Origin of the sequence: Rhodanobacter ginsengiterrae (assembly GCF_050026815.1) — a bacterium.
Taxonomy (GTDB): domain Bacteria; phylum Pseudomonadota; class Gammaproteobacteria; order Xanthomonadales; family Rhodanobacteraceae; genus Rhodanobacter; species Rhodanobacter ginsengiterrae.
On the sequence record NZ_JALBWO010000047.1, the window covers coordinates 1 to 22,830 of the forward strand.

General features: G+C 65.2%; 21 protein-coding genes. 15 read left to right on the forward strand and 6 right to left on the reverse strand.

Translation table 11 applies throughout. From position 1 onward, the window contains the following. Nucleotides 1-240 precede the first annotated feature (240 nt). The 8 genes from ACQGNJ_RS05050 (at nt 241) to ACQGNJ_RS05085 (ending at nt 7,346) form a co-directional block, all read left to right on the forward strand. The gene (locus tag ACQGNJ_RS05050; RefSeq protein WP_426688144.1) at nt 241-816 is read left to right on the forward strand and encodes a hypothetical protein; all 576 of its coding nucleotides are present in this window, start codon (nt 241-243) and stop codon (nt 814-816) included. A gap of 61 nt (nt 817-877) precedes the next feature. Next, nucleotides 878-1,192 (forward strand): hypothetical protein, encoded by a 315-nt coding sequence (locus ACQGNJ_RS05055; RefSeq protein WP_426688145.1) that lies wholly within the window; start codon nt 878-880, stop codon nt 1,190-1,192. A 200-nt stretch (nt 1,193-1,392) separates the two neighbouring features. After that, nucleotides 1,393-1,851 carry a hypothetical protein gene (locus tag ACQGNJ_RS05060; protein ID WP_426688146.1) on the forward strand — a complete coding sequence of 153 codons (459 nt, stop codon included), beginning with the start codon at nt 1,393-1,395 and terminating at the stop codon, nt 1,849-1,851. A gap of 439 nt (nt 1,852-2,290) precedes the next feature. Continuing rightward, entirely contained in the window at nt 2,291-3,298 is a 1,008-nt protein-coding gene (locus ACQGNJ_RS05065; RefSeq protein ID WP_426688147.1) for a tetratricopeptide repeat protein, read from the forward strand. 294 nt (nt 3,299-3,592) lie between these two features. After that, nucleotides 3,593-3,955: a helix-turn-helix domain-containing protein gene (locus tag ACQGNJ_RS05070; RefSeq protein WP_426688148.1), complete on the forward strand. Its 363-nt coding sequence runs from the start codon at nt 3,593-3,595 to the stop codon at nt 3,953-3,955. Continuing rightward, the gene (locus ACQGNJ_RS05075; protein ID WP_426688149.1) at nt 3,952-5,208 is read left to right on the forward strand and encodes a type II toxin-antitoxin system HipA family toxin; all 1,257 of its coding nucleotides are present in this window, start codon (nt 3,952-3,954) and stop codon (nt 5,206-5,208) included. The genes ACQGNJ_RS05070 and ACQGNJ_RS05075 overlap by 4 nt, the downstream gene beginning before the upstream one ends. A 534-nt stretch (nt 5,209-5,742) precedes the next feature. After that, nucleotides 5,743-6,663, forward strand: coding sequence for a cation diffusion facilitator family transporter (locus ACQGNJ_RS05080; RefSeq protein WP_426688150.1), 921 nt, complete (start codon nt 5,743-5,745; stop codon nt 6,661-6,663). A 236-nt stretch (nt 6,664-6,899) separates the two neighbouring features. Beyond that, the gene (locus ACQGNJ_RS05085) at nt 6,900-7,346 is read left to right on the forward strand and encodes an HIT family protein (protein ID WP_426688151.1); all 447 of its coding nucleotides are present in this window, start codon (nt 6,900-6,902) and stop codon (nt 7,344-7,346) included. Nucleotides 7,347-7,795: 449 nt separating this feature from the next. Here ACQGNJ_RS05085 and ACQGNJ_RS05090 read toward each other — a convergent pair whose 3' ends face one another. Together ACQGNJ_RS05090 and ACQGNJ_RS05095 are read right to left on the reverse strand one after the other, a co-directional pair. Next, nucleotides 7,796-8,344 (reverse strand): hypothetical protein, encoded by a 549-nt coding sequence (locus ACQGNJ_RS05090; RefSeq protein WP_426688152.1) that lies wholly within the window; start codon nt 8,342-8,344, stop codon nt 7,796-7,798. Nucleotides 8,345-8,707: 363 nt separating this feature from the next. After that, nucleotides 8,708-10,201, reverse strand: coding sequence for a serine hydrolase domain-containing protein (locus ACQGNJ_RS05095; RefSeq protein ID WP_426688153.1), 1,494 nt, complete (start codon nt 10,199-10,201; stop codon nt 8,708-8,710). Between the two features lie 229 nt (nt 10,202-10,430). Here ACQGNJ_RS05095 and ACQGNJ_RS05100 point away from each other — a divergent pair, with 229 nt between their 5' ends. Continuing rightward, entirely contained in the window at nt 10,431-11,177 is a 747-nt protein-coding gene (locus ACQGNJ_RS05100) for a hypothetical protein (protein WP_426688154.1), read from the forward strand. Nucleotides 11,178-11,222: 45 nt separating this feature from the next. Here the strand turns inward: ACQGNJ_RS05100 and ACQGNJ_RS05105 are convergent, their stop codons facing one another. Further along, the gene (locus ACQGNJ_RS05105) at nt 11,223-11,639 is read right to left on the reverse strand and encodes a VOC family protein (protein WP_426688155.1); all 417 of its coding nucleotides are present in this window, start codon (nt 11,637-11,639) and stop codon (nt 11,223-11,225) included. A 181-nt stretch (nt 11,640-11,820) separates the two neighbouring features. After that, nucleotides 11,821-13,458 (reverse strand): serine hydrolase, encoded by a 1,638-nt coding sequence (locus ACQGNJ_RS05110; RefSeq protein WP_426688156.1) that lies wholly within the window; start codon nt 13,456-13,458, stop codon nt 11,821-11,823. A 177-nt stretch (nt 13,459-13,635) separates the two neighbouring features. Here ACQGNJ_RS05110 and ACQGNJ_RS05115 point away from each other — a divergent pair, with 177 nt between their 5' ends. The 6 genes from ACQGNJ_RS05115 to ACQGNJ_RS05140 all read left to right on the forward strand — a co-directional run bounded on the left by ACQGNJ_RS05115 (nt 13,636) and on the right by ACQGNJ_RS05140 (nt 20,653). Next, on the forward strand, nt 13,636-13,890 hold the full coding sequence (locus ACQGNJ_RS05115; RefSeq protein ID WP_426688157.1) for a hypothetical protein: 255 nt from the start codon (nt 13,636-13,638) through the stop codon (nt 13,888-13,890). A gap of 92 nt (nt 13,891-13,982) precedes the next feature. Beyond that, nucleotides 13,983-14,579: a DUF922 domain-containing protein gene (locus ACQGNJ_RS05120; protein WP_426688158.1), complete on the forward strand. Its 597-nt coding sequence runs from the start codon at nt 13,983-13,985 to the stop codon at nt 14,577-14,579. 64 nt (nt 14,580-14,643) lie between these two features. Beyond that, nucleotides 14,644-15,000 (forward strand): UBP-type zinc finger domain-containing protein, encoded by a 357-nt coding sequence (locus ACQGNJ_RS05125; RefSeq protein WP_426688159.1) that lies wholly within the window; start codon nt 14,644-14,646, stop codon nt 14,998-15,000. Nucleotides 15,001-15,291: 291 nt separating this feature from the next. After that, nucleotides 15,292-16,914, forward strand: coding sequence for an FAD-dependent oxidoreductase (locus ACQGNJ_RS05130; RefSeq protein WP_426688160.1), 1,623 nt, complete (start codon nt 15,292-15,294; stop codon nt 16,912-16,914). A gap of 309 nt (nt 16,915-17,223) precedes the next feature. Then, nucleotides 17,224-18,102, forward strand: a complete 879-nt coding sequence (locus ACQGNJ_RS05135) for a hypothetical protein (RefSeq protein WP_426688161.1) — start codon at nt 17,224-17,226, stop codon at nt 18,100-18,102. Nucleotides 18,103-18,352: 250 nt separating this feature from the next. Further along, nucleotides 18,353-20,653, forward strand: coding sequence for a transferrin receptor-like dimerization domain-containing protein (locus ACQGNJ_RS05140; protein WP_426688162.1), 2,301 nt, complete (start codon nt 18,353-18,355; stop codon nt 20,651-20,653). A gap of 78 nt (nt 20,654-20,731) precedes the next feature. Here ACQGNJ_RS05140 and ACQGNJ_RS05145 read toward each other — a convergent pair whose 3' ends face one another. Next, nucleotides 20,732-22,204, reverse strand: a complete 1,473-nt coding sequence (locus tag ACQGNJ_RS05145) for a glycoside hydrolase family 2 (RefSeq protein WP_426688163.1) — start codon at nt 22,202-22,204, stop codon at nt 20,732-20,734. Next, nucleotides 22,205-22,819, reverse strand: a complete 615-nt coding sequence (locus tag ACQGNJ_RS05150) for a TetR/AcrR family transcriptional regulator (protein ID WP_426688164.1) — start codon at nt 22,817-22,819, stop codon at nt 22,205-22,207. It lies immediately after the preceding gene. Between the last annotated feature and the right edge of the window lie 11 nt (nt 22,820-22,830).

Below are 22,830 nucleotides of genomic sequence, written 5' to 3' on the forward strand. Positions count from 1 at the left end.
CGTGAGGCACTTGTGCGACGATGGTCGAGCACGCGCTTGAGCGAACTCATCGATCATCTACGACACCCCAGCGCACAACTGCTGGATCAACTGGGAGTGCCGGCATGAATTCGTGGGGAAACCTCAGGCTCTGACCCCTGTTTCCGGATCACCGGTTCCCGATCCCTGTTTCCGTTTATACGAAGCAGTGTCAAGTTCATTTAAAGTGTTGTCGGCCATCTTTCTTCAAGGGGAATGCGAATGTCTCTTTCGACTGAGCAGTTGCTCAGGCCAGAGCTTGCACGGGATGAACGTCTGCTATGGAGCGGTATGCCGCGGCAGGGCCTTTGTTTTCGCTCCAGTGACTGGCTGGCGGTGCCTTTCAGTCTGATGTGGGGAGGCTTCGCAATCTTCTGGGAGTACTCGGTGAGCACGACTCAGAAGGCGCCGGTCTTCATGACGCTGTGGGGTATTCCCTTCGTGCTGATCGGTCTATACATGATCGTGGGCCGATTTTTCGGGGACGCGTTCATGCGCAGCCGCACCTTCTACGGCGTGACTGATCAGCGTGTGATCATCATCGATGGACTGTTCAATCGACAGGTGAAGAGCCTGCTCTTGTCGTCGCTGAGCGACATCTCGCTGAGTGAACGATCCAACCGAAGCGGCGCGATCACCTTCGGCCCGAACATCTCGCCGTACGGTTCGTTCGGACGAGCCTGGCCCGGAATGGGGCGCAAGATGGCGCCGGCCTTTGACCCGATCGACGAGGTGCGGCGGGTCTACACCCTGATCCGTGAAGCGCAGCAGTCGGCTCGGCGGCCCATCGCCGTCTAGCGGAAAAATGGTGTCGGAGACAGTTCAAGGGCGCGAATCCGGTAAGGCCAGGAGCGATGGCATGACGATGGGATGGACTTTGCTCGGCACGTTCGGTCAGCTGGTGCTGGGGTATCTGCTGTTCATGCTGGTGGCCTTTTCCGCCGGCGGATTGGTGAGCGGCAATCGGTTTCGCCCGGCGCAGGTGAAGATGCTGGACTTGTCTATGTACGCGTTGCCGGGGACTTGTGCGCTGAGCGCCGTGATCGTGCTTTGCCTGCACTGGGTCGGCGGCACCGCTTCGTCGTACGGCTGGTACGTGCTGCCGCTGATTGCGACTACGTTGTACGTTGCCTATTTCAACGCACTGGTTCGTCAGGCACGTCGAGGTCAGTAGCCCGGAAAACGGGCACGGGTGCACCTTCGAAAAGGCCGGAAGAGTGGGCACGATCGCGGCATGAGCTTTCAGTGGTCCGGATGCGGCAGTGTCCTTGGCCCTCTTGGTATTAGTATGGACAGGTCTGTTTGGCAGGGTCTTGGAAAGATCGAGGAAGTCCATTCGCCGGCCGTGCCGGCCAGTGCCAGGAGGAGGTCGCAATGAACAGGAATTTTCTTTTTGCCATGGGGCTGACGTTGCTTGCGCCGGCGGCCGTGGCGCAGATGGCCGCAAAGCTGGATCCGGGTTCCGCGGGGCAAGTCGTGCAGAATCAGGAGGCGGTGGACAGGGCAATGCAGAACGCGGCACGTGAGATGGAAACGGCGCAGCGCCGCTCCTGGCTCAACGCGATGGCCAATCTTGCCAAGCTTCGCGTCAAGCTGGCCGAGGCCTGGCAAGCCATGGGCATGTCGCCGCAGGTGGCCAAGGTGGTCGCCGACGCGTACGACCCGAACCTGGCCGCGCGCATGCACCCTGAATCGCTTCGCGGGAAGAGCGACGCGCAGGTCGCGGAAATGCTCCAGTCCGCGATCAGGGAAAAGCACTACCTGAGCGCCAACCAGCTGCTGATCGATTACGAGCGGAACAGGCTCAGGATGGATCAAAGGGGACGGGGGTAATTAAAAGTTCCACCCCGCGCGCAACACACCACGCCCGCGACCTCGCGGCGACAGGCGTCACCGCCCCACGTGCCATGACTGGCAGCCTGAGCGCGAAGGTAGGGGAATGGCGCGCGAGGGTTTGCGCCTCGCCACCGACGCCGACGAGCTTGGCGATCCCATGCTTTGAACCTTGGGTTCCGGAATCTTTGCCGGCGTACAGGGCTGACGTCGTGGCGCGCGGAGGCCGCAGGCTTGGGTGCAAGGTACAAGCCTTTGTGCACGGATCGGGTTCATCCGGGCGCGGGGCGGGGTTGGCGTCGGCTTGCCGATGGTCGGACTGATCCGGCACCTGCGAAGGGGACTAGACTGACCCTGGTAAACGTCCCCGCCCTGCGGCGTGGAGGGTTTCGGCATGGTGACCTGGGCGTACGCAGCCATCCTGGCATGGTCAGTGGCCATGCCCGTGCCTCCTGCATCGGTCACGCCGGCGGTGTCGCCGATGCCGCGCCCGGAGCAGGTCATGGCGGTGCCGGCCGAGTTGCGTGCGCAACTGCAGCAACAGGTCATCGATGCCGGCGGTTCCGGAAGATCGCGACTGGAGCGGCTGGCGGCCTTCCTGTTCAAGAAGCCAGGCCTCGGCATGGAGTATTCAGCCGACGCCACCTTGACCGTCGAACAGGCCTACCGCACCCGCAAGGCCAACTGCCTGACCTTCACCCTGCTGACCGTGGCGCTGGCACGCGAGGCGGGCTTGCAGGCCTACGGGCAGGAGCTTGACAACATCGCGACCTGGCGCGTGGACGACGGCATCGTCTTCCGTTTCAACCACGTCAACGCGGGAATCGCTGTGGGTGGCTCGCGCTTCACGGTGGATGTGGCGCGGGATCAGGTGGTGGCGCGCAACCCACCCGAGCCGATTTCCGACCAGCGTCTGCTGGCGCTCTACTACAACAACCGTGCTGCCGAGTTGCTGGTCGGCGCCGCGCCCGCGGCGGCCACTCCGTACATGACCATGGCGTTGCAACTGGCCCCACGCTATGCCAACGCCTGGGCCAATGCCGGCGTGTTGCAGCTGCGCCAGGGCGACCCGCCCGCGGCCGAACGCGATTACCTGAGGGCGCTGGCGCTCGACCCGGCCAATGCGAGTGCGCTGGTCAACCTGGTGACGCTGTACCGAAACAACGGCGACGAGGCGCGCCACGCCATTTATGCGCGTCGTCTCGAGCAGGTCCAGGTGAAAGACCCCTACTTTCAATTCCTGCAGGCCGAGGACGATGAGAAGCAGGGCGATTACGCCGGTGCCGTGCAGCACTATCGGCAGGCCATCCGCCTTTATGACGGCGACTCGCGTTTCTACTTCGGACTGGCCCACGCCTATCAGCAACTGGGCAAGGATCGCTACGCGCGGCGAGCCATGAACCGTGCCGCCGAGCTCGATCGCAACGGCGTCAAGAACAGAAACTAGGGCCAAATCCGGGCCATCTCCATAGTGGGATAACTACCCCTGTCCCTTTTTCGGCCTGGGATCGGTCATGGTTGCGAGTCTCTGTGGCCGCTGGTGATACGCGCAGCGAGTTCACTTTCATAGGTGGAAAAGCTGAGCGGAGTTAACCGGCTTGGCGCGATGGCCGGGTTTGCCACGTGGCTCGTGGGCATGGGGTGCCAACTGGCTAACTGGGGCATAGCTACCTGAACAGATAATCGATGAAATACAAAATTAAATTGCCATAGAACCTATCCCAGTGTAATTTAAATTTATATGGCAAAGCGAACGCCCCCGACGCACCCTGCTGCCCGACGAGCCATTCAAGCGCTCGGCGGGCGCCTGCGCGCCGCGCGGCTGCGGCGGCGGATGACGCAGGCGATCATGGCTGAGCGCGTAGGTGTCAGCGTCCCCACCCTGTCGAAGCTTGAGGAAGGTGACCCTTCCACCAGCCTTGCCACGATGATCCGTGTTTTGACCGTCCTGGGATTGGTGGGCGACATCGACAAGATCGGGGCCGAGGACAAACTCGGAAGGGAGCTGCAGGACAGCGAGCTTGCGCCGCCGCGCCCCTCTCGCCGGCGCGCCGGCGCGTCAGCGACGCGTTCGTCCACAACCAAGGGAACGGACACGCCATGACCGAATTCGATGTGCGGCTCGACGACCAGAGCTTGGGCGGCAGCGCTCTTGTCGGTCACCTGCAGCGTTCAGGCAACCGCGGTCGCGAAGCGATCGGTTTTGAATACGCTGAGGACTGGGTTGCGGGAAGGACACCCATCGCGCCTTTCGAACTGGATCACCAACTGCTTCTCGGCCCGGGCCGTCAGTACGCGCGAGGCGGCGCCACCAGGCTCTCGCCGGCGTTCCAGGATGCCTCGCCCGATCGCTGGGGCTGCATGCTGATCGAGCGACGCGAGCGCATTCGGTCCAGGCAACGGGGCGAGGCGCCACGGCGCCTGACGGAGTGGGACTACCTGGCGGGTGTCAGCGATGAGACACGCATGGGCGCCTTGCGCTTGTTCAGTCCGAACACGCAGCACTTCGTGGACGGCGACCGTCTCCAGGCTCCGCCTCTGGCGGATCTCCGCGAGCTGGAGGCCATCACGGCCGAAGTGGAGCGCGACGACGCCGATGACACGCCCGAGCGCATCGAATGGCTTCTTCATCTGGCCGCACCGGGTTCCGCGCTCGGCGGAGCACGCCCCAAAGCCGCCATCCGCGACGTCGACCAGTCGCACTGGCTCGCGAAATTTCCGTCCAACGACGATCGGCACGACATCGGGCTATGGGAATACATCACCTACCAGCTCGCGCGGATGGCCGGCATCGAGATGCCAGAAGCAAGAATCCTGCGACTATCCGAGCGCGGCCATACTTACCTGGCGCGCCGCTTCGACCGCCAGGAAAACTCGCGCCGCGTCTATGCGTCGGCGCTCACGCTGACGGACCGCGACCATAGCGAGGGCGCTTCGTACCTGGATATCGTGCAGATCATCGAGAACGACGGTGTCGCGAAGCGTATTGGCGCCGACCTTGAGCAGATGTGTCGGCGCGTCCTGTTCACCCTCCTGGTGGGAAATCGCGACGATCATCTGCGCAACCACGGATTCCTGCGTGAGGGCAACGGCTGGCGCCTGTCGCCCGCCTTCGATATCAATCCCAATCCCGAAAAGGACGTTCACGTGTTGGCGATCGATGACGTCGAACCGACCCCGGATAGCAGCTTGTGGCGGAATACGGCCGAGTTCTATCGGGTCAAGGGGAAGGCGCGGGACCGGATCGAGTCGGAAGTGCGTCAGGCTGTTGCACAGTGGCGGGGGGTGGCCCGTGCCCAGGGGGCGTCACGTGGCGAAATCAATCGCATGGCAACGGTGATTGATCCGCAGCGCTGACCGAGGCGCTCGGCGAGCGCGAGGCGTGCCAGGGTTGAGCTTCTGTTCGCTGGATTCGCGCGGGCATGAAGAATTCTGGCAGGAGAGCGCCTTGTTCCGCTGCGGGATTCTCCCTGAATCGTCCCACGGGCAGACCGGCGATCCGGCCCGGTTGCCGAGCACGAGCCAGCCAACACGGAAAAACAGGTGGCATCGACGGGGTGGAGGGAAGGGACTTGGAGAACGGAATGCCGTCGGTCACCGGCCGATCCGCCTGGATTGCCCGATCCCAATTGACCACCTCACCTTCCTGGTCGATGCCATCCATCCCTGCACGGAAGACGCGGGACTGCTTCGCCCGCCGGTACGCCTGGCGGCGACGGGTCACCGGCCATGTGCGGCAATCGGCAGCGGTGAGATTTTGTTACAGCGGCCAGACACCTTACCTTTGCCAGCCGCGGATGCGTTGCTGATGCCACTGGCACGAGCAGGCATGCGGCGGTTGAGCGGTGCGGCGACGTATCGATGACTACGTATCTGGAGAGTAGATCGGCAATGGCACACGATCACGCGCATGCGCCGGGTCACGGCGATACGCCCAAGGACTTCGGCATGGCCTTTGCGGTTGGCATCGGCCTCAATCTGGCCTTTGTCGCCGCGGAGGCGGTCTACGGCATGCTGGCCAACTCGCTGGCCCTGCTTGCCGATGCCGGCCACAACCTGAGCGATGTACTGGGGCTGGCGCTGGCGTGGGGTGCAACGGTGCTGGTCAAGCGCCTGCCCACCAGGCGCCGCACGTACGGCCTGCGCCGGTCGTCGATCATGGCCTCCCTGATCAACGCGGTGCTGCTGCTGGTGGCGGTGGCGGTGATCGCCTGGGAGGCTATCGTTCGGTTCCAGCATCCGCAGCCGATCGCCAGCGGCATCGTGATGGCGGTCGCCGGCGTCGGCGTGGTGATCAACGGCATCACGGCGTGGCTGTTCGCTTCAGGCTCCCGCGCGGACGTCAACATCCGCGGTGCGTTCCTGCACATGGCAGCCGACGCCGCCGTCTCGGTCGGCGTGGTGCTCGCCGCACTGGCGATGCGCGCCACCGGTTGGCTGTGGCTCGATCCGACGGTCAGCCTGCTGATCGTGGTGGTGATCACGATCGGCACCTGGGGGCTGCTGCGCCAGTCGCTGGATCTGGTCATGGACGCGGTGCCTGGGCACATTCATCCGGATGAAGTGGAGCGTTACTTCGAAGGCCTGCCCGGCGTGGTCGCCGTCCATGATTTGCACATCTGGGGCATGAGCACGACCGAAGTCGCCCTGACCGTGCACCTGGTCAAACCGGATGCGCAGATCGAGGATGCGCTGCTGGCCAAGATCCAGCACGAGTTGCACGAGCGCTTCGGCATCGATCACACCACCGTGCAGTTTGAACTCGGCGACGCCGCCCACCCCTGCGGCCAGGCCCCGGTCACGGCGGTATAGCGGGGCAGGGAAACCGGGGTCAGGTTCACTCGATTCCACCAGGGAAGTGAACCGGCCAGGCGGGTCAAGATCACCGCCATGCGTGCCGAGGTTCTCGCGCGGAATTGACGGGGACGTCGCAGCGTTCCCCTGAATGTCGGTGTCGCGCCATCTGCGCCTTGCCTCGTTTCGCGCTGTTGCGCGGACATCTCGAATGATAGGCTGCGGCAGATCTGTCTACACCCGCGTCAGCCCTTATGAAGAATGCGCCACCGGGATACGCGTGTCCGTTCTGCGGTATCGCCGAGACGCTTCCGTCGCCGGCTCCCGAATCGGCTGTTGTCCTGGTGGATGCCAACGTGTTCGCCCTGGTTCCGACGCACCACTACGCTGGCATAAAGGGCAACTGCCTGGTGGTGCCTCGGTGCCACTACGAGAACGTGCTGGACATCCCCGACGACCTCGGCCGCGACGTCTTTCATGCCACGCGTCGCCTGGCGCACGCCATGCGAACTGCCTTCCAGTGCGAAGGCATCTCCACTCGCCAACACAACGGACCCGCCGGCGATCAAGACGTGTGGCACTACCATCTTCATGTGTTTCCCCGCTATCCAAACGACGGCCTGTATGCGGGGCAGAAGGTGCGCTACAGCGCCGAGGAGCGCATGGAGCTGGCAGCCAACCTGCGGGCTGCCTTGCGGTAAACGAAGAGACACCTTCGGACCCTCTCTCTCCCTTGTCCGCTACCAGAGCGGGCCGGGAAGGCGGTGGCTGGGCTCATTCGCGGCGCACGGAAAAATCGGCGGCGGCGGAGATAGTTGGGCTGGGCTGATGCCCTCGATCAGCTGCGGCATGCTTTGCGCTGCGTGCCTGGCCGGCGCTGTCGGCGGCAATAAACCCCACAAGGCGATGTCGAATGCCGACAGCTACCGTTTCTTCGTCGAGGCGGCGTTCGGGTAGGCGAACGGGAACGGGGCCAGGTTCGCTTGATTCAGCTGGCGAAGTGAACCCGATGCTGTCGGTCGACTGGTTGTTGGCCCTGACCTGCGTCGACGGGAACCCGGCGGCCCAGCGCCTGTCTCGACTGCGCCGAACAGCCGCCGTGGCTGTCCTTGTTGCTGCCAAGCACGCTCTCATTCCATCGATTTGCCGGCTAGATGTTCGCCTCGTAGGGCTTTCCGGCAACGCAATTCTCGACGGCTTGCGGGGTGATCTTCGCGTAGGGCTGCAGCGTCACCACCGAGTTCACCATGCGCTGCTGGCTCTGTTCCACCTTGCCCAGCAGGCGACAGAACTGCGGCGAATGGACCATGGCTTCGGCCTGCTTGCCGATCTTGTCGCCCGCCTGGTCTGCGCGGCCGATCATGGCGGCGAACAGCACGCGACTCATCGCGTGATCGGTGATGCGGGCGGTGTCTGACAAGGTGAGGTCGACCAGCTGGATCACCGCGGCACGATAGTCACGCGTGAGCAGCCGTTGCTCGCCGGTCAACGGCAGGCTGTCCTTGCCGATCTTCACCATGCCCGACGCGTCGATGTTTGCCTCAGGCAGCCCCTTGGCATTCATGCTGAGCGGTTCGTTGTGCAGCGAAACACGCTCGGCTTCGATCTCCCTCGTGGCAACACCGGAGCAGCCAGCGAGCAGCAAGCTGACAAGCACGGCGGGGGCAATGCCCATGCGGAATCGTTTCGATCGGTTCATCGGAGCATCCCTGTTCGGTGATTCAGTCGGTGTCGGCGCAGGCGTCGCACTGGCAACGACGCCAGGCCGAAGGCGGCGATCCGATGCACGCGCCCCCGACGGTCTTTACTCTACTGTCCGCGGCGGCACGTTCCCACCCGACTTCCGGCACACGAAGGGCTGAGCCGATCAGGGCCCTTGCTGACAGCCCCTCCGCTCATCTTGACTGAGCCGGTGCCAGTGCATCGGCGCCTGCGGGAAACCGCAGTTGTCCCGACGTATCGTGCGTGGTGCGCGACACCGCCTCGGCCACGTCAATCGAAGGGCGCGGAGATAATTGACTTTGGATAATCACCTCCGTCGTGGGTCCCCTATTCCGGGCCACTAACGGGCGCGCTCGAACACCATGTTCTCGAACTCGATGGCGGCGACCGCACCGTCCTTCACGGCGAAGCCGAGGAAGTTCCCCGTGCCGGGCGCGAACTCCACGCGGACCTGATCCGGCTTGACGCCCGCCGTCGCCGTCGATGCGACGCGGCCCCAGCGGATCAGCATCGACTGCCGGTCGCCGAGCGTTACGCTCATGTCACCCAGCAGGGGGGTGCTGTAGGTGCCGGCATAGGCCGTGCGCGGCAGGGACAGCTTCCAGGGTCTGGACGCGATCGCCGCCCGTTGCCTGGCCACCATCGCAGGCACCGTGCGTGCCTTGGCCTGCAGTTGCTCGAAGCGCCGTGTCACCTCGGCCGTGATGCCGGGTTGATGCAGCAGGGTGCCGTAGACGTAGTCGGCGATCAGGTTGCCGAGCTGCGCGCCAAGGAAATCTTCGTTGCTCAGCACAACCAGCCCGATGTGCGCATCGGGCATGAAGGAGAGCTGGGTATGGAAGCCGGCAAAGCTGCCGAAATGGTGCAGCAGGGTGTGGCCTTTGTAGATGCCGGTGTACCAACCCCAGGCGTAACCGCTGCGCGGAAAGTCCATGTAGCGCGCGTCCAGCTTCACCTGCGGTTGCTGTGAGCGTTCGATCACCGCGTGGGCGAAGGAGTCGTCGCGCACGGCCAGCTGCGCCAGCAGGAACCTGGCCAGATCGGGCGCGGTGGAGACCAGGCCGCCGGCGGCCTGCATGGTGTCGTCGAACTTGCGCAGGTACAGCGGCTCGCGCGGCTGCGTGCTGATGAATGAATACGGCTTGGCCAGCGGCCACCCCGCCGCCTCGGCCTGACTGATGAACGCCGAGGTGTGGCGCATGCCCAGTGGCTGGAAGATCGCGCGCTGCAATTGCGTCTGCCACGGCATCGCGAACCGGCGATCCAGCCAGACGCTGGCGATGTTGTAGCCGACGTTGGTGTATTTGAACTCGCCCCGCGCAGCCTCGGGGTCGGCGCGGGAAGTCGCGACCAGGCCGGTCAGCGACTGCTCGTCGTGAATGCCGCTGAACGCCGTGGCCCATGCCAGCGGCTGGTTGTCGATGCCGGAGTCATGCACCAGCAGGTCGCGCAGCGTCACCACCTGCGCATCGATGCCGCTGAAACGGGTGGCGGGGAACATCTGCTGCAGGGACATGTGGGTGTCCAACTGCCCGGCCGCTTCCTTCATCAGCACGTTCAACGCGAAGAAGGGCTTGGTGTCCGAGGCGATGTAGAACACGGTGTCACGCGTGACCGGCGTGCGCGCCTGCATGTCGGCGAATCCGAAGTAGCCCTGGTAGATGACTTCGCCGTCCTTCACCACGGCTACCGCGGTGCCTGAAGGGTATGCAGTGGCGTCCTTGGTCTGCTGGATGAGTTTCGTCAGCGCATGGAAATCAGGCGTGGAGGCGCCGCGGGCTGGCGAGGCAAGGGCGACGAGGAGTGCGGCACAGGCCGCTGCGACATGGTTCATGGAGATCCCTGGCGGAGGTGGAAGGCCGGACCCGGGCGGCGATCGTTGGCATGCGCAGGCGGCGACCTGGCGAGGGAGCCGGCGTGGACAGGGAGACCACGATGGCGTGGTCGGTTGCAAACCCCTGCGACAGACCTGGCTGGCCCCGATGGACGGCAATTGCCGGCGCGGCCGCAACCCTTTTCCGCGCCCTTGCATCCCAGAGGCTGATTCCTTGGTGGAGCAGTGCATGGACAGGCGGATATCGCGCGTGGTGGATCGGGATTGCCTGCGTTGGCGTTGGCTGCTGGCCTTCGTGCCGTTGATCGTGCTGGCGCATGAAGTCCATGAACTGGCGCATACGGTGAGCGGGCGCATCGTCTGTGGCCGCTGGGCGCTGCGCGATTTCAGTCGCTGGTCGATCGAGCACTGCACGAGCTGGCTGCCCACCGCGATGGGGCCGGCGTTCTCGTTCGCGTTGATGGCGGCGGGTGTGCTGCTGGCGCGTGGCTCGCGTGGCTCGCGGCGCTGGCTGGCGCTGGCGCTGATCTTCGCGGCCAATCCGTTGGCGCGGATCATTACCGTGGCTGCCGGACACGGCGACGAGCTGCTGGTGGCGCACATGCTCAGCGGTATCGATGGCCCTTCCCTGGCGCTCTACCTGCTCACCCTGGCATGCGTGCTGCTGCTGGCCGGCGGCGCCATCGTCGCGGGTTGGCATGCCACCGACGGGCTGCGGGCACGGGTGGTGACGTTCGCGTTGCTGCTGCTGGCCGCCATCGCGGTGACCGGCCCGGGCACCGTGGCGTTCAATCACCTGCTGCAGTCCGGCGTGCTCGACCAGCCGGTCGCCGGGGCGCCCGTGCTGGTGCATCTGGTCACGCTGGTGGCGCTGCTGTGCCTGCTTGCCAGCGCGCGCTGGCTGGGCAACCCTTCCGTGCGCAGCGGAAGGGCGACGAATCCAGATGGACGAATTCCAGGGGACGCAGGCAACTGAGTCGGACCCGTTCCCCCGCCCCGCAGCATGACCCTTTGGCTTTTCTCAGTCCCGTTCGGCGGGCGGCATCGACGCCGGATCCATCCACAACGCCGCCCACATGTGCCCGTCGGGATCGGCAAGGTCGCGGGTGTACATGAAGCCCAGATCGTCGACCGGGTTCACGTCGGCCTGGCCACCGTGGGCCGCCGCGGCAAGGTTCATCGCGTCGACGGCGTCGCGGCTGTCCAGCGCCAGCGAGAGCATCGAGCCGCAGCTGCCGGCCGGCGGGAACGGTCGCTGCGTGAAGGTGCGCCACTTGGGGTGGGTCACCACCATCACGTAAATCGCCTCGCTCCACACCATGCAGGCGGCGGTGTCGTCGCTGAACTGCGGGTTCTGCTCGAATCCCAGCGCCCTGTAGAAGGCGATCGAGGCGTTGAGGTCGGTGACCGGCAAGCTGACGAAAATCATCTTTGTCATGGAGTTTTCCCGTGGGTTGTCTGAAGGCCTGAAGTCTCTACGCGGGTGGAGCTTCACCCGTACGACGATCGGCCCGGGCCCGGATCGACAACGGCCAGGGCTGAGTGCGCGGCGATCCCTTGCCGATCCGGTCCTTGCCGGGAACGGGCGCCGAAGAAGCGGGCTCGGGCCTGTCTGGGGTTCACTGATCCTTGCGTGGCGCGCGATGGTCCTTGCCACCCTGGTGCAGCACCAGCGCGGTGATCCTGCCGCCGGCATCACGCAGGAAGGTGAGCTGCGCATCGACCACCTTGTAGAAGAACTGGTCCGGCGCACTGGCAAACACCGGAAAAGCGGGCTGGCCGGTCAGTTGCACCATCAACTGCCCTGCCTGCAGCGTCACCTCGAACATCGCGCCGGGCGCAAGCTGGTAATGGCCGACGTACTGCGCGAGTTTGGCGGGTGTCAATGTGACGGCGTGTTGGCCACTGGCGGCCTCGGCCTCGCTCATGCGTGGTGCCGGCCGATCGCCATTTTGATGAAGGATCATGCCGACAACCTTGCCCGACGCATCGCGCTGGAAACTGGCGCTGGCGTCGACGGCCTCGGCAAAGAATTCATCGCGCGCGCTGGGAAAAATCGGCAGGGCGGCCTGACCGGTGCCCTGTGCATGGAGTTGATCCGCCACCCGGAAAATCCTCAGCACAAACTGCGGCGTCAGTTGGTAGCTGCCGACGTAGGCATCGAGCTGCCCGGGCGACATGGCAATGCGCACGCGCGGCGGCGGCAGCCGGGCGTCCGCCAACAGGGTTGCAAAGCCGAGGTCGTCCACCGAGCGGGAGATATTGGTGAGGATCACCACGCCGTGCTTTCCGTCGGCGGTGAAGCCCAGAAAACTGGCATAGCCGCCGGTGGCGCCGTTGTGCCAGATCACCGCGCCCGCGGGGTCGGGGCGGGTCATCCAGGCCAGCCCGATGCGCTCGCCGGGGCCATCGGCGCGCGCTGCGTGCGCCAACTGCATGGCCGGATAAAGCGCGGATTTCAGCTGACCCATGTTGGCCTTCAGGTAACGCAGCATGTCGCCGGCGCTGCTCTTGATGGCGCCCGCGCCCGCCAGTGCCTGGAAGTTCCAGTTGCCGACCGGCGTGCCGGCGCCATCGTGCCCGCTGGCCAGATGGGCGCGCATCGCGCCGGTCAGCGCGGTGGCACTGGAGGTCATCTGCAGCGGGCCGAAGATGCGCTTCTGCAAAAGCGCGTCGTAGGGCAGGCCGGCGTGCTGCGCCAGCGCGTAGCCGAGCAAGCCGACGCCCAGGTTGGAGTATTCATAGGCGCTGCCGGGATCGCGCGTCAGCGTGTAGCCGGCCAGGAACGCCTTCAGCTTCGCGCCATCGTAGTTGGCGTACGGGTCCTTGATCTGGCTCAGGTCGAGGTTGTCGGGCAGGCGCGGCAAGCCGGAGCGCTGCGTGGCCAGGTGCTCCAGCGTGATCGCCTTGCCGTCGCGCGAGGGCATGCTGAAACCCGGCAGCAGCTTGGCCACCGGCGTATCCAGTGTCAGCTTGCCGTTCTGTACGTCCTGGGCCAGCACGGTGGTGGTGAAGGTCTTGCTCACCGAGCCGATCTCGAACACCGTGTCGGCATCGGGCCGCTTGCCATCAGCCAGCGTGCCGAAGGCGTACACCTCGGCGTGCCCGCCATCGACCACGGCCACCACCAGGGCCGGATAGCGGCCGCTGTCGATGCGTTCGTGGATGGCCTTGTCCACGCGCGGCGGCAACAGCGCGGGGGACGCAGCCATGGAGGCCAGCGGCAGTGCAGCGATCAGGCCAGCCAGGAATTTCATGCAACTTCTCCATCAGGGAAAGAAGACCGGCGTCAGCGTGCACTTTAACGGGACCAGGTCGGTCGAACGCCGGCTCTGGCACCGATTCCTGGCGATGGCTTCAGCCGGGCAGCGACCGGGTGCGTGCGGAGCGCGGGCAACCGGGCTATCGTGCCGTCCTGATCACGAAGAAACACCATGACCAAAAGCTACGACCCACCGCTGACCACCAACCCGCACGCTCCGCTCTACCGTGTCGACAAGGCCATCCGCGCCGCGCAGCAGCGGCTGGATGCCGCGATCGATGCGAAGCGCCATCACACCAGCCAGAATCTGGCCCATGAAGTGATCAGGGAAGCGCGCGAAGGGCTCAAGAAGTCGGAGCAGCTGCGGCTGCTCAAGCTCAGGGAAGTCGCGCAGAAGGCGGCCGAGGCCGCGGCCGATCGCGCCTGAGTCCGGATCGGCGGCCAGGGATCGGTCGTCCGCGCTCCGACCATGAAAGAACCGGTTGGAAGATGTCTTCCTTGCGCAAACGGATCGTGAGCATGCTGATGAATGGTTTTGGCCGGACAAGGTTCCTTCGCTTTCGCCCGGCGCTGACAATGGTCGTGCTGGCCATGTTCTGGACCACCGCATACGCCGATGAGGCGCGCGTGGTCTATTACGACGTTGTCGGCAACAGCGCCACGACGTTGCGTGACGCCATGGACCGGCAAGGCCCGCTGGACCGGGCCGGCAAGCGATTCGACGGGCACACCACATGGCAGCTGAAGTGGAGCTATCGCTACGCGCCTGTCGGCAGTGAGTGCAAGTTCACCAGCATGAGCACCTCGCTGGAGGCAACCATCGTGCTGCCTCGCTGGGTGCACGATGAGCGGGCGTCACGTTCCCTGATAAAAAAGTGGGACAGCTACGTGGTGGCGCTGCGTGGCCATGAGGATGGTCACTATGCTCACGGGCTTGCTGCGGAAAAGGAGCTGGACGCACTGGGTCAGTCGTTTCGCGTAGCCGGTGCCTGCTCGACCATCGCCAAGGCGTTCAATGACCAAGCCAGTGCGATAGTGGCCAGGTATCAGGCCCTGGACGTGACCTACGATCGCGACACCGATCACGGGAAAAATCAGGGGGCGACATTTCCCTAGGCAAAGCGGGTGTCGGCCTGCGACGGCCGGCGCACACTCCGGGCAAACCGATGAGGGCGACACCATGGCAACGCACGGTAGTGAGGATATCGATCCCGCGGTGGCGCCCTCGGGCGCCGGTTGCGTGGAATGTCTGCAGGCTGGCCTGTGGTGGCTGCATCTTCGCCGCTGCGCCTTGTGCGGACATATCGGCTGTTGCGACACCTCACCGCATCAGCATGCCACCGCGCATTTCCATGAGACAGGCCATCCGGTCATCACCAGCTTCGAGCCCGGCGAAGACTGGTTCTACGATTACCGCACTGACGCCGCCTTCGAGGGGCCGACCCTCCGCGGACCGCACATGCATCCACTCGATCAGCCGGTGCCCGGTCCGGCAGGACGGGTGCCGCACAACTGGCAGGATTTGCTCAACGACTGACGCCACTGACCGGTGGCAGCGCCGTTTTCGCTGCCGTAGCGGAACCGGCCCAGGTTCGCGCGTGGTCCGTGCGGAGGCGCCCCGCCGGGAACCCTGATCAGGATGGACGCCGAGCCGTTGTCGCGGCCCATCCGGGCACGCCGATCGAGGCCTTCCCGGCGATGCGCGCCAGGTCGTGAAGGCTTGAGTGCATCTGCGCGCGCGGCGTTATGATCAGCCGGATGTGATCCCCTCAAGAGCCGCCCGCCGGATGGCCAAACCGGGGGGAGCGCAACGCAAGGACCGGACCCCATGGAATCGATCGGCGCCAATTTGAGCGAGATGCAGCGCACGCCTCTGGCGTCCGCGCACGTTGTCGCGTTGCGCGAGGCAGGTACGCAGGTGAACTACACCGCTGGCACCTACCTGGCGCGGCCGGGCCAGTTGGCCGACCGCTTTGTCTATGTCCTCGATGGCGAGATCGAGGTTGTCAACGCCTATACCGAAGAGCGTCATGTGCCGTCGACACTGGGGCCGACCCAGTTCATGGGCGAGATATCGTTCCTCAACGGCGGCAACGTCTCGATGGCGATGCGCGCCGTGCGCGATACGTCGGTGATCGAGGTGCCGCGCGCCACGATGCTGACGCTGATGTCGCAGATTCCCGAGATGTCGGACATCATCATCACCGTTTTCTCCGCGCGCCGCCGCCGGCAGATCGAGCAGCGGGACAGTACGCTGGTGTTGATTGGCGAGGAGCTGGACCGCGATGTCCGCTGCATCGCTGAATTCGCCAATCGCAATCGCATTCCCTACAGCTCGCATGAGCTTGGCAGTGCCGAAGCGCAGGCGCTGGCCGCAACCTGTTCGCTTGCCCCCGGCAGTCCCGCCGTCATCTTCGGCCGGGACACGGTCATCAGCGATCCGACGCCGGACAAGGTGGCCCGTCTGCTCGGCCTTAACCTGGATCTGGTCGACGACGAGGACTTCGACGTATTGATCGTCGGCGGCGGTCCGGCGGGTGTGGCGGCCGGTGTCTATGCCGGCGCCGAGGGGCTTTGCGCGCTGGTCACCGAGGACATCGCCATCGGCGGCCAGGCCGGTGCGTCCAGCCGGATCGAGAACTACATGGGTTTTCCGACCGGCATTTCCGGTGCCGATCTGGTCTGGCGCGGCCAGGTGCAGGCAATGAAGTTCGGCACGCGTTTCGCCATGCCGCGCCGGGTCGCCCGGCTTGAGGCATTGGAGGGTGGCGGCTTCTGCGCGACCTTCGACAGCGGCAAGCGGATTCGGGCCAAGGCCGTCGTGGTGGCGACCGGCGTGCAGTATCGCCGCCTGCCGATCGAGCGACTGGCCGAGTTCGAGGGCGCCGGTGTCTATTACGCCGCGACCGACATCGAGGCCCGTTACAGCAAGGGGACCGAGGCGATCATCATTGGCGGCGGCAATTCAGCCGGTCAGGCAGCGATGTTCCTCAGCCGAACGGCGAGCCGCGTGCGCCTGCTGGTGCGTGGCCAGTCACTGGCGGCATCGATGTCCAGTTACCTGTCGAGCCGGCTCGAAGCGGAGCCGACGATCACCATCGAGTACGGCGTCGAAGTCAGCGCGCTGCACGGCAGCGGCCACCTCGAGGCGGTGACGGTGCGCGATGCCGCCAGCGGAAACGAGGAAACGGTAGCGAGCCGGGCGCTGTTCGTCATGGTCGGTGCCGCGCCCAATACCGACTGGCTGGCGGACCTGGTCAAGCTCGACCCGAAGGGTTTCGTGCTCACCGGTGCCGCGGTCGGCGCAAGCTCGCCGTTCGCCGCCTCGCTGTCGGGCATTTTCGCGGTGGGCGATGTGCGCAGCGGCTCGGTGAAGCGCGTGGCTTCGGCTGTCGGCGAAGGCTCGGTGGTGATTTCCAGGGTCTGGGAATTCCTCGATGGTGGCCGCTGAATCGGCCCGGGCGGCGGCAACCCGGGAGATGCGAAGCGGTACACGCCGGCCAGGATCTGACCCATGATGCGATCAGACGAAGCCGAGGGACCCGGGAAATCGGAACCGCTACGCTTGCTGAAGATGGGGGAAGCCGCGCAGAAGGTGGTGCAAGCCGAGGCTGCGAGGAAACAGGGGGAGGTTGGCAAACGCGAAGGGGACGAGGAAAGGGGTTGAGTGGTTGAACGAGGACCACTGCCTCCGTCGCCTCTTCTCGCAAGCCAGCCTGCATGTCTAGCCAGTTTGTATCCGGACGGACGAGGAATATCCATGGGAATGCTGACGCTGGGTGATGGCACGCTCAAGATTGAATGGTCTGTCAGGCGCAAGGGGCCCACTCCTGTTGAGAATGACGACAACAAGAGGCACTACGCGCGCTTGAATCAGCCCGGCTACGAGGCTTTCGTCCATTTCGAGCAGAACTCGTTTCTGGATGGCCAGCACGACGTCGTTCTCTCGGCGGTGCAGGCCGGGCATCTGAAATTCATTGCCGACATCCAGGTCGAAGCCGGCGACGGGTCATGGAAGTGCGGGTGGCTGCAGACCATCCGCAAGGCCAACCGCGATGCCCAATACCAGAACGGCCGAGCATTGCACCTGCGCATCCATCCGTTGCCGATTCGCGATGTGGAAGATCCGGGCGCCTGGCCGTTCTCCGACACGCCGTGCAAGCTGTTGCCCGGCACGCACAAGGTGAAATCGGAGGATTCACCCATCCACTATGTCCCCAAGGTGCACCCCCACGATGCGAAGTCCCTGTTGCAGTCAAGCTCGGGCGAGCTCGATTTCCTGACCCTGCTCGTCTGCTACAAGAAGGCCGACAAACGGTTGATCGTCCTCGACGGCTTTCAATGGACCCTGGATTTCAGTGGTGTCTACAAGTACGACGCCGGGAAAAACGTGAGCTGGACGCCCAACGGAAAAGGGTTGACGGTCCGCCAGATTGCGCACCCGACGGAGGGCATGGATTGCGACAGGGGCAATCCGCCGTTGTTCTCGCTGTGGGGTGCGGAGAAACTCTCCTTGAGCGAACTCTGTGCCGCCGATCAGATGCAGGAGAGCTTTGATGGCATTGGTTGGTCGGCTCATACCGATCACACCGACGATGAGGGCGACGTTGGCGTCAGTTGGCTGGCAGTGCAGCATTGACCGCCTGCCCCGGAGGGCAGCGAAACAGGGGCAGGGTGTACTTTTTCGTAGCTGGCGTTCCCGGATGTCGCGTCGGCTCCGTGAGTGCCTTGGCTCCCACAGGTCCGGGCGAACGTACCAGGTTCACTTCCCATCCGTCGATCAGTGAACCCGGGCCGGTTGGTTGCTATTGATCGACTTCGCGCAGTCCGCTCGCCGATGTCCTGCATCGGGCTTGCGGGTTGACCATCCCACCGACTGAGGCTTGACCATGTCCCGCACGAAAACCCGAATCCTGCTGACGATGGCCAGCCTGCTGGCCACCTCCATCGCCGCAGCCGGCAGTGTCGGCGCGCACGATGACGACGGCATGCTCGGCTTCAGTCCCGCCGCCGCCTCGGCCGAGCAGGCGCTGGAGCAGCGCTTCGATGCGCAGCTGGATCCGGCCGAGTTGCGCAGCTGGCTGCAGCAGATGTCGTCGCAGCCGAACCAGGTCGGTTCGCCGCACGACAAGGCCAATGCCGAGTTCATGCTGGCGAAGTTCCGCGCCTGGGGCTGGGATGCGCACATCGAGACCTTCAGCGTGCTGTATCCAACGCCGAAGAAGGTCGCGCTGGAGCTGCTCGGGCCGCATCCCTACACCGCCGTGCTGCACGAGCCGGTGGTGGCCGGTGATGCCACCTCCGGGCTGTCCGGCGCGCTGCCGCCATACAACGTGTATGGCGCCGACGGTGACGTCAGCGCGCCGCTGGTCTACGCCAACTACGGCATGCCGGACGATTACAAGGACCTGGCCCGACGTGGCATCGATGTGCGCGGCAAGATCGTGATCACCCGTTACGGCGGCGGCTGGCGTGGCCTCAAGCCGAAGCTGGCGCAGGAGCATGGCGCGGTCGGCTGCCTGATCTATTCCGATCCGCATGATGACGGCTACGCCAAGGGCGATGTCTGGCCGCAGGGCGGCTGGCGTCCGGCGCAAGGGGTGCAGCGTGGTTCGGTGGCCGACATGCAGGTCTATCCCGGCGATCCACTGACGCCGGGAGTGGGTTCCACCGCGGGCGCGAAGCGCCTGGCGCTGAAGGATGCGCAGACCCTGCTGAAGATTCCGGTGCTGCCGATCTCGTGGGCCGACGCCAGTCCGCTGCTGCAGGCGCTGAGCGGCCCGGTGGCACCGGCCAACTGGCGCGGCTCGTTGCCGCTGACCTACCACGTGGGACCGAGCACGGCATCGGTACACCTGACGGTGCAGTCGGACTGGGGCCGGAAACCGATCTATGACGTGATCGCGATGGTGAAGGGTTCGACCGCGCCGGAGCAATGGATCGTGCGCGGCAACCACCATGACGGCTGGGTGTTCGGCGCGTGGGATCCGCTGGCCGGCAATGTCGCCCTGATGGCGGAAGCCAAGGCCATCGGCGGCCTGCTCAAGCAGGGCTGGCGGCCGCAGCGCACGCTGGTCTACGCGAGCTGGGATGGCGAGGAGCCGGGCCTGCTGGGTTCCACCGAATGGGCCGAGACGCATGCCGCCGAGCTGCAGCAGAAAGCCGTGCTGTATATCAATTCCGACACCAACGGTCGCGGCTTTCTCGGCGCGGGCGGCAGCCACTCGCTGCAGCATATGGTCAACCAGGTGGCCGCCGGGGTGACCGACCCGGAAACCCGCGTCAGCGTGCGCGAGCGTCTGCGCGCGCGCCTGCTGGTGAATGGCAGTGCGGAAGGCGCCAAGCCCGAGGCGAAACTCGCGGCCGAGCTTGCCGCCAAGGGTGGCGATCTGCCGATCGAGGCGCTGGGTTCGGGCTCCGATTACAGCGGGTTCCTGGAGCATCTGGGTATTGCGTCGCTGGATCTGGGCTTCGGCGGCGAAGACGACAATGACGGCATCTACCACTCGCGCTACGACTCGTTCGATCACTACCTGCGCTTCGGCGATCCGGATTTCGCCTATGGCGTGGCGCTGGCGAAAGTCGCCGGCCACATCGTGTTGCGCAGCGCCGATGCGAACGTGCTGCCGCTGCGCTTCGGCGACTTCAGCGACACCTTGACCCGCTATGTCGGCCAGTTGCACCAGCTGGTCGACACCATGCGCAAGAACACCGCGCAGCAGCACCGGCTGCTCGATGCCCATGCCTATGCGCTCGCCGCCGATCCGACCCGGCCGGTTGCGCCCCCGGCGCGTGATTCCGACATGCCGGCGATCGATCTGGCGCCGCTGGACCGCGCCGCGCAGCAGCTTGCGCAAAGCACCGCGGCCTTGCAGGTGGCGTACGACCAGCAGGCGGCGGGTCTCGCGCTGAGCGGCGCGAAGCGCAAGCAGGTGAACCAGCTGATCGGCAGCATGGAACAGCGTCTCACCGATTCCGACGGCCTGCCCGGACGCCGCTGGTTCCGCCATTTCATCTATGCGCCGGGCATGCTCACCGGTTACGGCGTGAAGACCGTGCCCGGCGTGCGCGAGGCGCTGGAGGCGCGGCGCTGGGACGAGGCGAATCGCTACGCGATGGCGACCGCCAGAGTGCTTGACCGGTACCGCGCGCAGGTTGAACAGCTGACCCGGTTGCTCCGTCAGCACTGAAGCGGCAGGACCAGGAGCCCGCCACGGCCCCTTCATGGATCGGCATGTGGCGGGCGAATCGACCCGCTCCTTGGTCGGTCACCTGCGCGGGAGTGCGGCTGTGACCTTGGACATCCGCGCGTATTCGACCATCCGCTTCACGATGAGCGCGAACATCATCGCGATGAACACGGCATACGCATACTGGCCCCTCGCCACGCCGGTGCCGTAGGGAAACCAGATTCCCGGGACGCCCAGCGCGTTGAGCTCGGTCGCGAACAGGCCGATGCCGACCAGGACCGCGGCAAGCGCTGCCAGCCACGCGGATGGCTTGCGCGAGCGCGTCACGCCCAGCCCGATGATCCACAGATAAAGCGCGGCGAATGCCAGCCGCGCGCCCTGCACCACGATGTTGGCGGCCGGCTTGAGACCGTGGCTTGCGTCGGGCAAGAACCACGGGCGGCCGATCAGGGCGAACACGAGGCAGACCACGGCGAGCACGCTCACCGCGTGAAGCAGCCATGGCTTGCGCAGGCGGAACCAGTCCCGCCAGGCCAGCGTCCATGCCATCAAGGCGAGCGGCTTGAAGATCACGGCGGTCGCGATGTCATAGCAGCGGAGACTTTGCAGCGGCGTCCAGGAAAACGTCACCTGATTGATGCGCAGCAAGGCGAGCAAAAGCAGCGCCGCGCCCAGCCAGCGATGGGAGTCACTGGTGCCGGACGCGATCAGCCCCAGCACCATAATGGCCAGCAGCACAAAGGCAGCCGGTTCGAGCGCATCCACCACGTAACCCTTGAACGTCTGCAGCCACTGCACCTGATGCAGAAGCGCGATGCCGTCCGCATGGCCGATCGTCGGCGCGATGTGGATGCCGCCGTTGTCGTCACCCGCATCGAGCGGATCCATCCATACACGCAGCGCGATCAGGTAGCTTCGCGTGCCTGCCGACGATGACGGCGGCAACGGGAAGACGCTTGGCCGCACGCTGTACACCGCCGTGCCTTTTTCGCTGAACACGCCCGGCCCGCCGAGCCGCTTTCCGTCCACGTACAGTTGGTAGGTCGAATCGACCAGGGGCGGTCCCGCCAGCGCAAGATCGGCATCCGTGTCGCCGTCGATGGTGACTTTCAGGCGGTACCAGGCATAACCCGTGTATCCGGCATGACCTCGCCTGCTCCATCCGGAGACATAGCCCGGCAGTCCGACATCGCCGTCATGGGCGCCGGGTGCAGGCGTGAGGTCGACGGTTTCCCAGGTGCTGTCATCGAATTGCGGCAAAGCCCAGCGCAGATCGTCGCCGGTATGGAATCGCCATGGACCATTCAGCGCAACCGTCGAATGACCGAGCCGTGCGGTTTTGGTGCCGGCGGGCTCGGCGGATAGCGGACGGCTTCCGCTCATCAGGATGGAAACCACGCCGAGAAAAGCCAGGAGTTTCGCTACACGCATCTGTGCACTCCCTGCGAAGCAGGCATGAATACCGATCGGGACGACGAGGCGAACCTTGCTTGACGACGAGCGGCAACGACCGAAAACGACAACGGGCGACGGGCAGAACGGCGTGCGCATTCACGCCGTGCGCGCCGCGCCACCTTCCTGCTTCACCTTCAGCAGCGCCAACGCCTGCTGTCTCGCCGACGCGCGCAGCGACTTGCGCAGCACCGGATCATTGGTGGTGCGGGCAAGCACCATCCCGCCGACGCACAGCGCCACCATGGCTTCGGCGCGCCGGCGCGCATCGCGCACGCCCTTGAGTGCCGCCTGGTAGATGTGGCCCATGCCGCGGATCAGGTCGGTATACGCCTGTTGCGGCTCCAGTCCCGCCCGGGCGACATCCGACGGCAGCGCATAGAGCGGGCAGTGCAGATCGATGTTGTCCAGCGCTTCATCGCTGAGGTAGAGCTCCACCAGCATCCGGGCGAGCCCGCGCGGATCGCGGAGGTTCCGCGCCGCGCTGGCGGTCTTGATGGCGAACGGGTTGCAGGTGACGAAGCTGGCGACGGCGGCCGCGTACAGTTCGTCCTTGCTGCGAAAGTGATGGTAGAACGCGCCGCGGGTCAAGCCGGCGGCGGCCATGATCTGGTCGATGGTGACCTGTTCGAAACCGTGGCGGTTGAACAGGCGGCGCGCGGATTCGATGACGCGGGCGCGTGTCTGCAGGGCATGTTCGGGACTGTAGGACATGGGTGGCGACC

Bases quoted from the DNA above. Each gene is read 5' to 3' on its own strand.
- ACQGNJ_RS05100 (WP_426688154.1), top strand. From the start codon at position 10,431: ATGGACAGGCGGATATCGCGCGTGGTGGATCGGGATTGCCTGCGTTGG.
- ACQGNJ_RS05080 (WP_426688150.1), top strand. From the start codon at position 5,743: ATGGCACACGATCACGCGCATGCGCCGGGTCACGGCGATACGCCCAAG.
- ACQGNJ_RS05145 (WP_426688163.1), bottom strand. From the start codon at position 22,204: ATGCGCACGCCGTTCTGCCCGTCGCCCGTTGTCGTTTTCGGTCGTTGC.
- ACQGNJ_RS05140 (WP_426688162.1), top strand. From the start codon at position 18,353: ATGTCCCGCACGAAAACCCGAATCCTGCTGACGATGGCCAGCCTGCTG.
- ACQGNJ_RS05060 (WP_426688146.1), top strand. From the start codon at position 1,393: ATGAACAGGAATTTTCTTTTTGCCATGGGGCTGACGTTGCTTGCGCCG.
- ACQGNJ_RS05065 (WP_426688147.1), top strand. From the start codon at position 2,291: ATGCCCGTGCCTCCTGCATCGGTCACGCCGGCGGTGTCGCCGATGCCG.
- ACQGNJ_RS05090 (WP_426688152.1), bottom strand. From the start codon at position 8,344: ATGAACCGATCGAAACGATTCCGCATGGGCATTGCCCCCGCCGTGCTT.
- ACQGNJ_RS05135 (WP_426688161.1), top strand. From the start codon at position 17,224: ATGGGAATGCTGACGCTGGGTGATGGCACGCTCAAGATTGAATGGTCT.
- ACQGNJ_RS05150 (WP_426688164.1), bottom strand. From the start codon at position 22,819: ATGTCCTACAGTCCCGAACATGCCCTGCAGACACGCGCCCGCGTCATC.
- ACQGNJ_RS05130 (WP_426688160.1), top strand. From the start codon at position 15,292: ATGGAATCGATCGGCGCCAATTTGAGCGAGATGCAGCGCACGCCTCTG.
- ACQGNJ_RS05085 (WP_426688151.1), top strand. From the start codon at position 6,900: ATGAAGAATGCGCCACCGGGATACGCGTGTCCGTTCTGCGGTATCGCC.
- ACQGNJ_RS05115 (WP_426688157.1), top strand. From the start codon at position 13,636: ATGACCAAAAGCTACGACCCACCGCTGACCACCAACCCGCACGCTCCG.
- ACQGNJ_RS05120 (WP_426688158.1), top strand. From the start codon at position 13,983: ATGCTGATGAATGGTTTTGGCCGGACAAGGTTCCTTCGCTTTCGCCCG.
- ACQGNJ_RS05075 (WP_426688149.1), top strand. From the start codon at position 3,952: ATGACCGAATTCGATGTGCGGCTCGACGACCAGAGCTTGGGCGGCAGC.
- ACQGNJ_RS05110 (WP_426688156.1), bottom strand. From the start codon at position 13,458: ATGAAATTCCTGGCTGGCCTGATCGCTGCACTGCCGCTGGCCTCCATG.
- ACQGNJ_RS05095 (WP_426688153.1), bottom strand. From the start codon at position 10,201: ATGAACCATGTCGCAGCGGCCTGTGCCGCACTCCTCGTCGCCCTTGCC.
- ACQGNJ_RS05070 (WP_426688148.1), top strand. From the start codon at position 3,593: ATGGCAAAGCGAACGCCCCCGACGCACCCTGCTGCCCGACGAGCCATT.
- ACQGNJ_RS05125 (WP_426688159.1), top strand. From the start codon at position 14,644: ATGGCAACGCACGGTAGTGAGGATATCGATCCCGCGGTGGCGCCCTCG.
- ACQGNJ_RS05050 (WP_426688144.1), top strand. From the start codon at position 241: ATGTCTCTTTCGACTGAGCAGTTGCTCAGGCCAGAGCTTGCACGGGAT.
- ACQGNJ_RS05105 (WP_426688155.1), bottom strand. From the start codon at position 11,639: ATGACAAAGATGATTTTCGTCAGCTTGCCGGTCACCGACCTCAACGCC.
- ACQGNJ_RS05055 (WP_426688145.1), top strand. From the start codon at position 878: ATGACGATGGGATGGACTTTGCTCGGCACGTTCGGTCAGCTGGTGCTG.